Annotated in this window: 15 protein-coding genes and 1 pseudogene; 9 read left to right on the forward strand and 7 right to left on the reverse strand. The window is 70.6% G+C overall.

All coding sequences use genetic code 11. The features are described 5' to 3' along the window. Both KBZ04_RS07170 and KBZ04_RS07175 read right to left on the reverse strand, forming a co-directional pair. A partial coding sequence (locus KBZ04_RS07170; RefSeq protein ID WP_315860084.1) for a peptide chain release factor-like protein occupies window positions 1-220 on the reverse strand: 220 nt, incomplete at its 3' end. Then, on the reverse strand, window positions 217-951 hold the full coding sequence (locus tag KBZ04_RS07175) for a carbonic anhydrase (RefSeq protein WP_254991262.1): 735 nt from the start codon (window positions 949-951) through the stop codon (window positions 217-219). The genes KBZ04_RS07175 and KBZ04_RS07170, both read right to left, overlap by 4 nt. Before the next feature lie 57 nt (window positions 952-1,008). Between KBZ04_RS07175 and speE the strand changes: the two genes are divergently transcribed. Both speE and speB read left to right on the forward strand, forming a co-directional pair. Beyond that, window positions 1,009-1,884, forward strand: a complete 876-nt coding sequence (gene speE / locus KBZ04_RS07180; protein WP_254991263.1) for a polyamine aminopropyltransferase — start codon at window positions 1,009-1,011, stop codon at window positions 1,882-1,884. After that, window positions 1,881-2,750, forward strand: coding sequence for an agmatinase (speB, locus tag KBZ04_RS07185; RefSeq protein ID WP_254991265.1), 870 nt, complete (start codon window positions 1,881-1,883; stop codon window positions 2,748-2,750). Before speE ends, speB begins: the two co-directional genes overlap by 4 nt. Here speB and KBZ04_RS07190 read toward each other — a convergent pair. Together KBZ04_RS07190 and KBZ04_RS07195 are read right to left on the reverse strand one after the other, a co-directional pair. After that, window positions 2,744-3,103, reverse strand: a complete 360-nt coding sequence (locus KBZ04_RS07190) for a cyclic nucleotide-binding domain-containing protein (RefSeq protein ID WP_254991267.1) — start codon at window positions 3,101-3,103, stop codon at window positions 2,744-2,746. The genes speB and KBZ04_RS07190 overlap by 7 nt on opposite strands. A 181-nt stretch (window positions 3,104-3,284) precedes the next feature. Beyond that, the gene (locus KBZ04_RS07195; protein ID WP_254991268.1) at window positions 3,285-3,524 is read right to left on the reverse strand and encodes a hypothetical protein; all 240 of its coding nucleotides are present in this window, start codon (window positions 3,522-3,524) and stop codon (window positions 3,285-3,287) included. A 156-nt stretch (window positions 3,525-3,680) separates the two neighbouring features. Between KBZ04_RS07195 and gcvT the strand changes: the two genes are divergently transcribed. The 5 genes from gcvT to KBZ04_RS07220 all read left to right on the forward strand — a co-directional run bounded on the left by gcvT (window position 3,681) and on the right by KBZ04_RS07220 (window position 9,736). After that, window positions 3,681-4,796 (forward strand): glycine cleavage system aminomethyltransferase GcvT, encoded by a 1,116-nt coding sequence (gcvT, locus tag KBZ04_RS07200; RefSeq protein WP_254991269.1) that lies wholly within the window; start codon window positions 3,681-3,683, stop codon window positions 4,794-4,796. 58 nt (window positions 4,797-4,854) lie between these two features. Beyond that, window positions 4,855-6,678, forward strand: coding sequence for an aspartate--tRNA ligase (aspS, locus tag KBZ04_RS07205; RefSeq protein WP_254991270.1), 1,824 nt, complete (start codon window positions 4,855-4,857; stop codon window positions 6,676-6,678). Between the two features lie 101 nt (window positions 6,679-6,779). Then, window positions 6,780-7,265, forward strand: coding sequence for a Dps family protein (locus tag KBZ04_RS07210; RefSeq protein WP_254991276.1), 486 nt, complete (start codon window positions 6,780-6,782; stop codon window positions 7,263-7,265). Window positions 7,266-7,434: 169 nt separating this feature from the next. Continuing rightward, the gene (locus KBZ04_RS07215; protein ID WP_254991271.1) at window positions 7,435-9,114 is read left to right on the forward strand and encodes a CTP synthase; all 1,680 of its coding nucleotides are present in this window, start codon (window positions 7,435-7,437) and stop codon (window positions 9,112-9,114) included. Window positions 9,115-9,124: 10 nt separating this feature from the next. Further along, entirely contained in the window at window positions 9,125-9,736 is a 612-nt protein-coding gene (locus KBZ04_RS07220) for a 7-carboxy-7-deazaguanine synthase QueE (protein WP_254991272.1), read from the forward strand. Window positions 9,737-9,755: 19 nt separating this feature from the next. Here KBZ04_RS07220 and KBZ04_RS07225 read toward each other — a convergent pair whose 3' ends face one another. The 3 genes from KBZ04_RS07225 to KBZ04_RS07235 all read right to left on the reverse strand — a co-directional run bounded on the left by KBZ04_RS07225 (window position 9,756) and on the right by KBZ04_RS07235 (window position 11,810). After that, window positions 9,756-10,292 (reverse strand): ecotin family protein, encoded by a 537-nt coding sequence (locus KBZ04_RS07225; RefSeq protein ID WP_254991273.1) that lies wholly within the window; start codon window positions 10,290-10,292, stop codon window positions 9,756-9,758. Window positions 10,293-10,386: 94 nt separating this feature from the next. Continuing rightward, window positions 10,387-11,169, reverse strand: a complete 783-nt coding sequence (locus tag KBZ04_RS07230) for an HpsJ family protein (protein WP_254991274.1) — start codon at window positions 11,167-11,169, stop codon at window positions 10,387-10,389. A gap of 128 nt (window positions 11,170-11,297) precedes the next feature. Next, window positions 11,298-11,810 (reverse strand): hypothetical protein, encoded by a 513-nt coding sequence (locus KBZ04_RS07235; RefSeq protein WP_254991275.1) that lies wholly within the window; start codon window positions 11,808-11,810, stop codon window positions 11,298-11,300. 322 nt (window positions 11,811-12,132) lie between these two features. Here KBZ04_RS07235 and queC point away from each other — a divergent pair, with 322 nt between their 5' ends. Continuing rightward, on the forward strand, window positions 12,133-12,846 hold the full coding sequence (queC, locus tag KBZ04_RS07240) for a 7-cyano-7-deazaguanine synthase QueC (RefSeq protein ID WP_254991277.1): 714 nt from the start codon (window positions 12,133-12,135) through the stop codon (window positions 12,844-12,846). Then, window positions 12,843-13,043 (forward strand): annotated as a pseudogene (locus tag KBZ04_RS07245) (anthranilate synthase component I family protein); the annotation flags it as partial. The gene queC and the pseudogene KBZ04_RS07245, both read left to right, overlap by 4 nt.

Raw genomic sequence — 13,043 nt, forward strand, 5'->3', positions numbered from 1 at the left:
CCAGACCGGCTGGGGTGAGCCGGGCGGCCAGCCGTCGCAGGGCCCGCTCCCGCAGGGTCGGGGGCAGGGCGCCGCTGGCGGCCAGGTCGAACACCAGCTCCACCCGGGAGTCGGTGGTGTTCACCCCCTGGCCCCCGGGGCCGGAGGCGCGCGAAAACCGCCAGCCCAGCTCCGCCGCCGGGATCGCCAGGCCGTTTCCCAGGGGCAGATCGCCGCTCACACCAGGCTCACTTCGCCGCTGCCGATGTCGAAGTAGGCGGCCTGGATGGTCAGCCGCCCCTCCGCCACCGCCTGGTGGAGCAGGGGGCTGCGCTGGGGCAGCGCGGTGGCGGCGGCGGCGGCGTTGGTGCGCACCGCCTGGGCCAGGTCGGCCCCCGGCTTCAGGTTGGCGCGGATCGGTGCCACCAGCTCCTCGAGCAGGGGTGTGAGCGGGTTGCTGGCCAAGGCGGCGGTCACCGCGCCGCAGCCGCTGTGGCCCATCACCAGGATCAGGGGCATCGCCAGCTCCGCCACGGCGTACTCCAGCGAGGCGATGCCCTCGTCGAAGGCCGTGTTGCCGGCGCTGCGCACCTCGAACAACTCGCCGGTACCGCAGGCGAAGATCCACTCCGGCGCCACCCGCGAATCGGCGCAGCAGAGCACCGAAGCCCAGGGCCGCTGGCCGGCGGCCAGGGCATCGGGCCGCACCTGGCAGTGCAGCGGCCAGGTTTCGTGCAGCAGGGTGGCCCGGCGCTGGGGATCCTCACTGCGCTCGGCCGCCTGCCAGGCCTGGCAGAAGTCGCGATTGCGGCGCAGCAGCTCCTGCAGAGGGTCGCCTTCGGGCCGGCACACCGACAGCCGCTCCGTCAGGGTGCCATCCGCGGCGGCCGCCTCCGGCCGCAGGGTGTTCAGGGCCAGTCCGGTGCCCGCCAGGCCGAGGAGCCGCAGAAGCTGGCGTCTGGAATGTGCCATGGCGCCGTGACAAGGGGTCCTGCCGAAGGTTTAGCTGGAAACCCACGAGCCAACCGCATGGGACCGCAAGAGCAACCGGGCGCCTGGGTGGACGAGGAGCTGGGCGGGGTGCGCTATGGCCTGGCCGCCACCGTGGTGGAGGAGCAGAGCAGCCCCTACCAGCGCATCACCATCATCGACAGCCAGACCTACGGCAAGGGACTGCTGCTCGACGGCTGCTGGATGACGGCGGAGAAGCAGGAGCGGCACTACCACGAACCGCTGGTGCATCCGGCCCTCTGCGCAGCCGCCTCGATCGAGCGGGTGCTGGTGATCGGCGGCGGCGACGGCGGCACCGCTCGCGAGTGCCTGCGCCACCCCGGCGTCGCCCACCTCGACATGGTGGAGATCGACGGGCTGGTGGTGGAGCTCTCCCAGAAGCACCTGCCGAGCCTGGGCGGCGCCGCCTGGGGCGACCCCCGCTTCCACCTCACCGTCGGTGACGGCATCGCCTGGGCCGCCAACGCCCCCGATGCCAGCTACGACGTGGTGCTGGTGGATGGCTCCGATCCGGCCGGACCGGCCGAGGGCCTGTTCAACCGCAGCTTCTTCCAGCACTGCCGCCGCCTGCTGCGCCCCGGCGGTGTGTTCGCCACCCAGAGCGAATCCCCCGAAGCCTTCCGCCAGGTGCACATCGACACCGTGCGGTTGCTGCGCGAGGTGTTCGGCCACGCCGACCCGATGTACGGCTGGGTGCCCATGTACCCCAGCGGCTGGTGGAGCTGGACCTTCGCCTGCCCCGACGGCCCCCGCTACCGGGAGCCCCTGGCGGAGCGCGCCGCGGCGGTGGCGCCGGGCTGCAGCATCTGGTCGCCCCGCTGGCAGCGGGGCGCCTTCGAGGCGGTGCCGGCCTTCGTGGAGCGCCAGCTGGCCGCCGCCGCGGCCCGGCCATGAACCCGGAGCTGTTCGACACCGAAGGGGCGATCTACATGGGGGCCCGCCGCGAGCCCCAGGGGTGCGCCGTGGGCCTGTTCGGCGTTCCCTACGACGGCACCACCTCCTTCCGCCCCGGTACCCGTTTCGGTCCGGCGGCGATCCGGGAGGTGAGCAGCGGCCTGGAGAGCTACGACCCCCAGCTCGACCTGGATCTCGAGGACCTGGCCTTCGCCGACCTGGGATCCGTGGCGATCCCCTTCGGCGCCCCCGAGCCGGTCGTGGCGGCGGTGCGCCAGGCCACCGAAGCGGTGCTGGATCTGGGCCTGGCGCCGCTGATGCTGGGTGGTGAGCACTCGATCAGCAGTGGGGCCGTGGCGGCGGTGGCGCAGCGCCACCCGGATCTGGTCCTGGTGCAGCTCGATGCCCACGCCGACCTGCGCCAGGGCTGGCTCGGGGCCCGCCACAGCCACGCCTGTGCCATGCGCCGCTGCCTGGAGGTGCTGCCCACCGGCGAGCTGCGCCAGATCGCCATCCGCAGCGGCACCCGCGAGGAGTTCCAGGAGCTGCGCGGCAGCGGCCGGCTGGTTCCGATCGCCGCCATGGCCGCGGCGCTGGCCCCCCTGCGGGGCCGGCCCCTCTACCTCACCGTCGACCTCGACTGGTTTGATCCCGCCGTGCTGCCCGGCACGGGCACCCCGGAGCCCGGCGGCTTCCACTGGCCCCACTTCGCCGAATTGCTGGAAGAACTGCGGCAGCACCGGCTGGTGGCCGCCGACGTGGTGGAGCTGGCTCCCCAGCTGGACCCCAGCGGCGTCAGCGCCGTGCTGGCCGCCAAGGTGACCCGCTGTCTTCTGCTGCTCCTCGGGCGGCCCGGCCCTCAGTAGCAGCAGGTGCCGCTGGCGCGCTGCTCCCGCAGTCGGGTGTGCTGCTGTCCGATCAGCTGCACGGCCAGGGTGGGGTGGTTGTGCAGCAGGTTGAGGAAGCGGAGCCGATCCAGCCGCAGCACTTCCACCGGGGTTCGGGCAAAGGCATCGCTGCGGTGGCTCAGTTCGCGCCAGGTGATGTCCTGGTAGCTGAACAGCTCACCGGGGCGGAAGCAGGTTTTTTCGCCCTGCTCGCCCACCAGCTCGACGATGCCGCGCCGGACGGCGTAGATGGAGTTGGCGCTGGCGCCGCGGGAGAAGACGTGGGCCCCGGTGGGAAGGGTGAAGGTTTCACAATCCACATGAACGGCCATCAGGTCGATGGGTGATGGGGATGTGGTGGTTCTGATCAATTCAGGGGACCTCCGTGGCGGGGGTGGACACGTACAGCTGTCCTAGGGCTAAACGGGGCGCTTCGCTAGGAGAAGGAGGGGTGAAACGGGGGAAGAATGTCAAAAATGTATGACTCGTCACATTTTTGCCGTTCCGGCGCCATCAGGAGAGACCGGTGGCCAGGCTGAGCTGCTGGCTGCCCACCGAAACGTGCCCCGGCTTCAGCAGGCCGTCAGGGGAGAGCACCGGAAGCCGGGGCGGTCGTGCCGTCCAGTGATGGCACCAGAGGTCGGCCACCAGATCGGGATGGATGGGCAGCTGACGCAGCTGGCACCATCCCATCTCCACCCCCGCAGGGGGGGTGCAGTGGCGACAGCTGCGACAGTTGGGACGGTTGCCCATCCGCTTGACCTTGTGGGCTAATCAAAGTACGCAGTTCTTCGCCAGTGTGATAGGGGTGAAAGCCGAATCACAGGCTTTCTTCCGTATTGAAGGCTGCCGCTCCATAGGATCGCGCCACCGTGTTCCGGCGTCCCCCTGGCCGGCCGGCCGCCATCCATGGATTCCAGCTCCCTGCTCCGCACCCCCCTGGACGCCGCCGCCGTCGCCGCGGGCGCCCGCATGGTGCCCTTCGCCGGCTGGCAGATGGCGATTCAGTTCGCCGGCCTGGTGCAGGAGCACAACGCCGTGCGGCAGCACTGCGGCGTCTTCGACATCTCCCACATGGGCGTGCTCACCCTGCGCGGGCAGGGCACCAAGGATGCCTTGCAGCGGCTGGTGCCCACCGACCTGTTCCGCATCGGCCCCGGCGAGGCCTGCTACACGGTGCTGCTCAACGAGGCCGGCGGCATCCTTGACGACCTGATCGTCTACGACCGGGGCCGCGTCGCCGGCCCCGAGGGGGAGCGCGATGAAGTGGTGCTGGTGATCAACGCCGCCTGCGCCGCGGCCGACACCGCCTGGATCACCAGCCAGCTCGAGCCCGAGGGCATCGCCATCACCGACCGCAAGGGCGATGGGGTGCTGCTGGCCCTGCAGGGCCCGGAGGCGCCCGGCCGCCTCGAAGCCCTCACCGGTGCCAGCCTGGCGGGGCTGCCCCGTTTCGGCCACCGGGAGCTGGCCATCGACGGCGCGCCGGTGTTCGTGGGCCGCACGGGCTACACCGGTGAGGACGGCTTCGAACTGCTGCTGGGTCGCGAGGCGGGCCTGGCGCTGTGGCAGCGGCTGCTGGCCGACGGCGTCACCCCCTGCGGCCTCGGCGCCCGCGACACCCTGCGGCTGGAGGCGGCGATGCACCTCTACGGCAACGAGATGGACGCGGCCACCACACCGCTGGAGGCGGGCCTGGGCTGGCTGGTGCACCTGGAGATGCCGGCCGACTTCATCGGCCGAGCCGCCCTGGAGCGCCAGACCGCCGAGGGGGTGGGCCGCAAGCTGGTGGGCCTCAAGCTGCAGGGCCGCGCCATCGCCCGCCACGGCTATCCGGTGCTTCGCGATGGGGAGCCGGTGGGCGAGGTCACCAGCGGCACCTGGTCCCCAACGCTTGGGGAAGCGGTGGCCCTGGCCTATGTGCCGGCGGCGGCGGCGAAGCCCGGCACGGCGCTGGCGGTGGAGATCCGCGGGCGCGCCGAGCCGGCCGTGGTGGTCAAGCGGCCGTTCTACCGGCGCGGCTGAGGACGCCAGGGCCGCGGGCGCCCTGTGGGAAACTCGCGGATTCGTTCTGCTTGCCACCATGCGCAGCCACGGGTGCGGCGATCTGCGCATCGACGCCATCGGCGAGGCCGTCCAGCTGGGCGGCTGGGTCGACCGGCGCCGTGACCACGGCGGCGTGATCTTCATCGACCTGCGCGACCGCAGTGGCACCGTGCAGATCACGGTGGATCCCGATCTGGCCCCTGCCGCCTTCGCCGTGGCCGAGCGGCTGCGCAACGAGACGGTGCTGCGGGTGGAGGGCAAGGTGCGGGCCCGACCGGCCGAGTCCCTCAACGAACGGCTGGCCACCGGAGCGATCGAGGTGCTGGCGAGCGGCATCACGGTGCTCAACGAGGTGCGCGGCAACCTGCCCTTCCCGGTGTCGGTGCACGACGAGGAGAACACCCGCGAGGAACTGCGCCTGCGCCACCGCTACCTCGACCTGCGCCGCGAGCGTATGGGCCGCAACCTGCGGCTGCGCCACGCCACCGTGAAGGCCGCCCGCGATTATCTGGAGGCGGAGGGCTTCATCGAGGTGGAGACCCCGGTGCTCACCCGCTCCACCCCCGAGGGCGCCCGCGACTACCTGGTGCCGTCGCGGGTCTGCGGCGGTGAGTGGTTCGCCCTGCCCCAGTCGCCCCAGCTGTTCAAGCAGCTGCTGATGGTGGGGGGCATCGAGCGGTACTACCAGGTGGCCCGCTGCTTCCGCGACGAGGACCTGCGGGCCGACCGCCAGCCGGAGTTCACCCAGCTGGACATGGAGATGAGCTTCATGGACGAGGAGGAGATCCTGGCGCTCAACGAGGGCCTGATCGCCGCCATCTGGAAACAGGTGAAGGGGATCGAGCTGCCGCGGCCGTTCCCCCGCCTCACCTGGCACGAGGCGATGGCGCGCTACGGCACCGATCGGCCCGACACCCGCTACGGCATGGAGCTCACCGACGTGAGCGACCTGGTGGCCAGCATGGGCTTCAAGGTGTTCTCCGGCGCCGTGGCGGCTGGGGGCTCGGTGAAGTGCATCGCCGTGGCCGGCGGCAACGAGGCCGTCAGCAACGTGCGCATCAAGCCCGGTGGCGATGTGTTCAGCGAGGCCCAGAAGGCGGGAGCCGGCGGCCTGGCCTTCATCCGGGTGCGGGCCGGCGGCGAGATCGACACGATCGGCGCCATCAAGGACAACCTCTCCGCCGAGACGAAGGCGGAACTGCTGGAGCGCACCGGCGCTACGGAAGGCACCTTGCTGCTGTTCGGTGCCGGCGACACCGCCACCGTCCACAAGGCCCTCGACCGGGTGCGCCAGTACCTGGCCCGCGAACTGGGCCTGGTGCCGGCCGAGCGGGACAACGACCAGTGGAACTTCCTCTGGGTGGTGGATTTCCCGATGTTCGAGTTCAACGCCGGCGAGAACCGTCTCGAAGCCCTGCACCATCCCTTCTGTGCCCCCAACGCCGGGGATCTGGGCGACGACCCCGCCGCCTGGGCGGCCACCCTGCCCACGGCCCGCGCCCAGGCCTACGACCTGGTGCTCAACGGCCTGGAGCTGGGCGGCGGTTCGCTTCGCATCCACGATGCGGCCCTGCAGCGCCAGGTGCTGCAGACCATCGGCCTGCCCCTGGAGGAGGCCGAGCGCCAGTTCGGCTTCCTGATGGAGGCCCTCGACATGGGCGCCCCGCCCCACGGCGGCATCGCCTTCGGCATGGACCGGCTGGTGATGCTGCTGGCGGGTGAGGAGTCGATCCGCGACACGATCGCCTTCCCCAAGACCCAGCAGGCCCGCTGCCTGATGACCCAGGCCCCGGCCGATGTGGCGCCGAAGCAGCTGGAGGAGCTGCACGTGGCCAGCACCTGGACCGACGAGGAGGCCTAGGAGCCCCCGGCCCGGGCCAGGGCGATCCCTGGAACACGGAACGAACGACCGATCTCTCAGTAGCTTCGCTGTAGCACTTCCCTTCGTTGCTCCTTCCCGCCATGGCCATCACCGCCCCCGCCATCGACATCGGCATTCCGGCGGATCAGCGTCAGCAGATCGCCGAGGGCCTCGGCCGCGTGCTGGCCGACAGCACCGTGCTCTACGCCAAGACCCACGGCTTCCACTGGAACGTCACCGGGCCGATGTTCAACACGCTCCACCTGATGTTCATGGACCAGTACACGGAGCTCTGGACTGCCCTCGACCTGATCGCCGAGCGCATCCGGGCCCTTGGCTGTCCTGCCCCCTACGGCGGCACCCTCTATGCCGGCCTCTCCTCGATCCCCGAGGCCGAGGGGGTGCCCGCCGCCCTGGCCATGGTGCGGGAGCTGGTGGAGGGCCATGAGGCCGTCGCCCGCACGATCCGCTCGGTGTTCACCATCGCCGACGAGGCCAACGACCAGCCCACCGCCGACCTGCTCACCCAGCGGCTGCAGATCCACGAGAAGACGGCCTGGATGCTGAGGAGCCTCCTGGAGGGTTGAGCCTGAAGGCTCTGGCCTGCGCCGGGCCGCGCCCGCTGAGCGGGCAACGCCCGGCTTCGGCCAGTCCCCTCAGGCTCCCCCAGGAGGCTGGGGACGGGAGCCTGGCGGGGGCGGGTGGCTGCTGGGGTCTGGAAGGGGTCGGTAGATTGGGGGATCAGCGCAGCCCCCGATGTCCGCACCGTCCGCCACGCGGGGCCATGCCGCGAAGTTCGTCTTCGTCACCGGCGGGGTGGTGTCCAGCATCGGCAAGGGCATCGTGGCCGCCAGCCTTGGGCGGCTGCTCAAATCCCGCGGCTACAGCGTCTCGATCCTGAAGCTGGATCCCTACCTCAACGTGGATCCGGGCACGATGAGCCCGTACCAGCACGGCGAGGTGTTCGTCACCGAGGACGGCGCCGAGACCGACCTGGACCTGGGCCACTACGAACGCTTCACCGACACGGCCATGTCGCGCCTCAACAGCGTGACCACCGGTTCGATCTACCAGGCGGTGATCAACAAGGAGCGCCGCGGCGACTACAACGGCGGCACCGTTCAGGTGATTCCCCACATCACCGGCGAGATCCGCGAGCGCATCCACCGGGTGGCGGCCAACAGCGGCGCCGACGTGGTGATCACCGAGATCGGCGGCACGGTGGGGGACATCGAGTCGCTGCCGTTCCTGGAGGCCATCCGCGAGTTCCGTGGTGACGTCGGCCGCCAGGACCTGGCCTACGTGCACGTGACCCTGCTGCCCTACATCGGCACCTCCGGCGAACTCAAGACCAAGCCCACCCAGCACTCGGTCAAGGAGCTGCGTTCGATCGGCATCCAGCCTGACGTGCTCGTCTGTCGCAGCGACCGGCCCATCAGCACCGACCTCAAGGCCAAGATCGGCGGCTTCTGCGGCGTGCCGGCGAGCGCCGTGATCCAGGCCCTCGATGCCGACAGCATCTACGCCGTGCCCCTGGCGATGGAGAGCGAGGGCCTCTGCCGTCAGGTGCTCGATGTCCTCTCCCTGGTCGACCACGACAGCGACATGGCGCGCTGGGCGGATCTGGTGGAGAAGCTGCGCCACCCCGGCCCGGCGGTGAAGGTGGCCCTGGTGGGCAAGTACGTGCAGCTCAACGACGCCTACCTCTCGGTGGTGGAGGCCCTGCGCCATGCCTGCCTGGAGCGGGACGCCTCCCTCGACCTCCACTGGGTCTGCGCCGAGCAGATCGAGAGCCAGGGCGCCGACGTCCTGCTGCGGGGCATGGATGCGGTGGTGGTGCCCGGCGGCTTCGGCCACCGCGGTGTCGACGGCAAGGTGGCGGCGATCCGCTGGGCCCGCGAGCAGCGGGTGCCGTTCCTGGGGCTCTGCCTCGGCATGCAGTGTGCCGTGATCGAGTGGGCCCGCCACCAGGCCGGCCTGGAGGGGGCCACCAGCGCCGAGCTGGACAACGCCACGCCGCACCCCGTCATCCACCTGCTCCCCGAGCAGCAGGACGTGGTGGATCTGGGCGGCACCATGCGCCTGGGCGTCTACCCCTGCCGGCTGACGGCGGGCACCATGGCCCATCGCCTGTACGGCGAGGAGGTGGTCTACGAGCGCCACCGCCACCGCTACGAGTTCAACAACGCCTACCGCTCCCTGTTCCTGGAATCGGGCTACGAGATCAGCGGCACCTCCCCCGATGGCCGCCTGGTGGAGCTGATCGAACTGAAGGATCACCCCTTCTTCACCGCCTGCCAGTACCACCCGGAGTTCCTCTCCCGTCCCGGCAAGCCCCATCCCCTGTTCCGGGGGCTGATCGAGGCGGCCCAGCAGCGGCTGCCCGGCTCCCCCAGCGAGGCCGTGGACCGTGTCGCCAGCCCCATCTACGGCTGAAGGCCCGTCGGTGGTGGAAACCTTCCACTCCCTGCAGGGGGAGGGGCTCCATGCCGGCCGCAGCGCCTTCTTCATCCGCCTGGCGGGCTGCGACGTGGGCTGCCCCTGGTGCGACACCAAGCACTCCTGGCCGGAGGCGGCCCATCCGCGGCGCCCCCTGGGCGAACTGGCGGCCGAGGCCAGCGCCGCCGCCGCCGCCGGTGCCGCCTTCGTGGTGATCACCGGCGGCGAGCCCCTGCAACAGCCCCTCGACGGCCTCTGTGCCGCCCTGGCTTCCGTCGGCCTGCCGCTGCACCTGGAAACCAGCGGCGTGGGGGAGCCCAGCGGCCGCTTCGACTGGATCACCCTCTCCCCCAAGCCCCACCGCCCCCCGGCCGCCGCCCTCCTGGCCCGCTGCGACGAGCTCAAGGTGGTGGTGACCTCCGCGGCCGACCTGGCCTTCGCCGAAGCCATGGCCGCGGAGGCCGGCCGCCTGCGCCCGCCCGCCTCCGCGGGCCCCGAACTCCTGATCCAGCCCGCCTGGGACGCGTCGGCCGCCCGGGAGCTGGCGGTGGCCTACGTGCGTGCGCACCCCGCCTGGCGGCTCAGCCTGCAGAGCCACAAGTGGCTGGGGGTGCGCTGAAGCCCCGGGAGCTGAGCTTTCAAAGGGCCTGGGCCGGCTGCTGCACCTTCTCGGCCTTCCAGAGCCGCCAGCGCAGCTGCAGATCCTTGGGGGTGAACACGACGATCGGCCGGCTGGCGTCGTAGGGCACCACGAAGGGCTTGCTGCCCATGGGCACGAACACCTTGCGCTTCGCCTGGCCGGGGGGGCAGGCCATCAGGGTCGTCACCATCGGGCCGACATCGCTCACCGTGTAGACGCTGACGCCCGAGCCCTTCAGCTTGCTGGCGCGGAAGCGGCCGCGGAAGGCCTGCTGGTTGCAGTCGGCCTCCACCTGGCGGCCGGGGATCAGCTGCACCCGCCAGTCGCTCGGGTGGGGGGAGAGGCGCGGATCGGCCGTGGGGGGCAGCACCCCGGGCAGCTGGATCACCCAGCGGGTCTGGGCGGCGGTGGGCTTGGGGTAAGGCGTCAGATCCAACCGGGGGATGGCCCGGGCTGGCGACACCAGTGCGGCGAGCAGAGCCGGCAGGCTGACGGTGGCCGCGACCGCCGTTGTGCGGCGCAGGGCACGGGACATGGGAACCTCCGGAGCGGCGGGGTGGGTCGCCCACGATCGCACTCCCGACCATCCACCCAACCCCCAGTGAAGCCCCGCGTAGGGCAGCAGTCCGTCAAGATGCGGGTGGTGGGGGCCCGTCATCGCCGCCGATTTGCTGGAAGTAAGAGCCGTCGACCGGGCGCGAACGACGACCTGCCGGCAGGAAGGGGAAGATTCCGCCGCGTCGTCCACGTCGGCCAGCAAGTTCCGCCAGGAGCGACACCTCGCTTCCCGCGCGGCGGGCACCGGCCGCGAACGCCAGGGCCAGCGCCAGGGCGGACAGGATGACGCGACCATTGAGCCGGACCAGGCCATCCTGGGGCCGGCTGCCGGACCCTTCCAGCTGCTGCATCACCACCGTTTCGGCCTGGTTGAGGCTCAGCAGCAGCCGCCGCTTCAGCTGGGGCAGGGGCTCTCCCAGATCCGCCGGACCGAGGGATGGGCCCTTCAGGGCCAGCAGTCGGGAGCGAAGCTCCTCGGGGCGGGTGGCTGCGGCGATGGCCTGACGCATGGCATCGAACCGGGCACCAGTCTGCTCCTGCTGACGGGCCCGCTCGACCCTGGCCGTGCCGAGGATCGAACCCGTGGCACGGAGCTGCAGCGGAATGAGCAGCAGGAAGCCGAGGAAGGCTGGGATGGCCAGGCGCGTCGCGAGGAGGCGCAGGGACCGCAGCCGCGGACTGGCAGGATCGAGCACCACGGCGAAGTGGAAAAACGCCAGCCCCACCAAGGGAATCACGCCGTTGTCAACCAGGGTGGTGGCGACGGCGAGCTGCCAGCGCCCATCAAGGATCCTCGGAGGGAAGAAGACGCTGGCGATCGCCGCCAGGAAGACGCCGACCATGCCAAGACCCATGGATCCCAGGGAGCCAGCGACTGCGCGACAATCGACGGCTTCCGGTGACAAGGAGCGGTCCACGGAAGAAGCGATGCGGGGAGGGGGGAAACGGGGTGGGGGCAGATCATGCCCCCTGGTCAGAAGCCTCAGCTCGCGGTGATCCGCCTCTTCAGGCGGCGGCTCCAGCCGAAGGCGGCCGCGGCTCCGAAGAGCGGGACAGGACCTGGAACGGATGTGGCAGGTGTGACCGGGGTGGCCGTCGCCCAGACCAGAGGGAAAGTCAGGATGGGGCCGTCGGGCAAATTGAAATCACCTGCAGGAGGGAAAAGACCGCCAACGGCAGATCCGGTCCATACCTTGGCCGAGACGATCAAATCAGGGTTGTATGTCCCTGGGTCAGTTGGACTGGGAGGGTTTGTCTGCCAAGCGAAAGCGGGTCCAGCAAACCCGAAGTTGGGAAGCCCAAATTCACCCTTGACGGCCGCAGCGAAAGCTTCCGCAAGGGATTCGTTGTTCCAGAAGACCTGGCTTTCCAGCAGGGACTGGATGGATACAAAGGTGGCGGACGGCGTTGTTTGAACGTCGTAATCCTGGCCACCGACGGACACGACGAACGCCGAGGCGGGAGCGGCAGTTGCGGCGGCCACGGTGACGGCCATGGCAACAACGCCGGACAGAGAGCGATACATGAGATTACTGAGGTGTTCTGGGATACATCAGGAAGCCCAAAAGGCCTGAAGTCAACGACCCGAAAGGGTCAGTCAATCACTCATTTGAAGATTAGCATTGCTTAGCCAAATCTTCAGCCCGAGTTTGTAACGAATCCCGAAGGGCCCTCCGGAGGGCGCTGGCAAGGGACTCCTGAGGCCGCTTTGCGCTGATCCCCATCGGGATCGTCAAGCGGCCATCGCTGCGGCGCGTCCCGAACGGTGGCTTCCCGAGCACTTGCAAAATGTGGGGAGATCTTCTCCCCAGACCACCATCACGCACCCCCTCGCCATCGCCCTGCTCTCGGGCGGCCTCGATTCGGCCACCGCCGCAGCCCTGGCGATCGAGGCGGGCCACCGGGTGATCGGCCTCTCCTTCGACTACGGCCAGCGCCACCGGCGCGAGCTGGCCGCCGCCGCCGCGGTGGCGGAAGCCCTTGTGCTGGAGGAGCACCATGTGATCGCCGTCAACCTGGCGGCCTGGGGCGGCTCGGCCCTCACCGATCCGGCCATCCCCGTCCCCGACGGCGGCGTGGTTGAGGGGGTGATCCCCACCACCTACGTGCCCGGCCGCAACACGGTGTTCATCGCCCTGGGGCTGAGCCTGGCCGAAGCCCGCGGCGCCACCAGCCTCGTGCTTGGGGTCAACGCCGTGGATTACTCCGGCTATCCCGACTGCCGCCCCGACTACCTGGCCGCCTTCCAGAGCCTGGCCGACCTGGCCACCAAGGCGGGGCGCGAAGGCCGTGGCGCCCGCCTCTGGGCCCCCCTGGTGGCCTGGGACAAGGCCACCATCGTGCGCGAGGCCCTGCGGCTGGGGGTGCCGATCGCGGCCACCTGGAGCTGCTACAGCGGCGAGGATCTCCCCTGTGGCCGCTGCGACAGCTGCCGCATTCGTGACGCCGCCCTGATGGCCGCGGGCCGGCCCGACCTCACCAGTGCGGCCGTGCGTGCCGGAGCCGCCCTCCGCGCCGGAGCAGGCTTTTGAGGAGCGACCCGCTTCCCTGGCTGGAGCCCCGGGCCCTCGCCGGGGTCCTGGCCCAGAGTTTCGGCCGGGACGGGCTGGTGCTGCTCGACGGCGACGGCAGCCCCCTCGGCAGCCGTGGCGTGCTCGGGGTGGATCCGGTGGCCACGGTGTCGTGCCGTGGGCTGCCGGGCGACCCGGAAGCGGCCGACCCCTTCGAC

It is taken from the genome of Cyanobium sp. N5-Cardenillas, assembly GCF_024345515.1.
In the GTDB taxonomy this organism is placed as follows: domain Bacteria; phylum Cyanobacteriota; class Cyanobacteriia; order PCC-6307; family Cyanobiaceae; genus Cyanobium.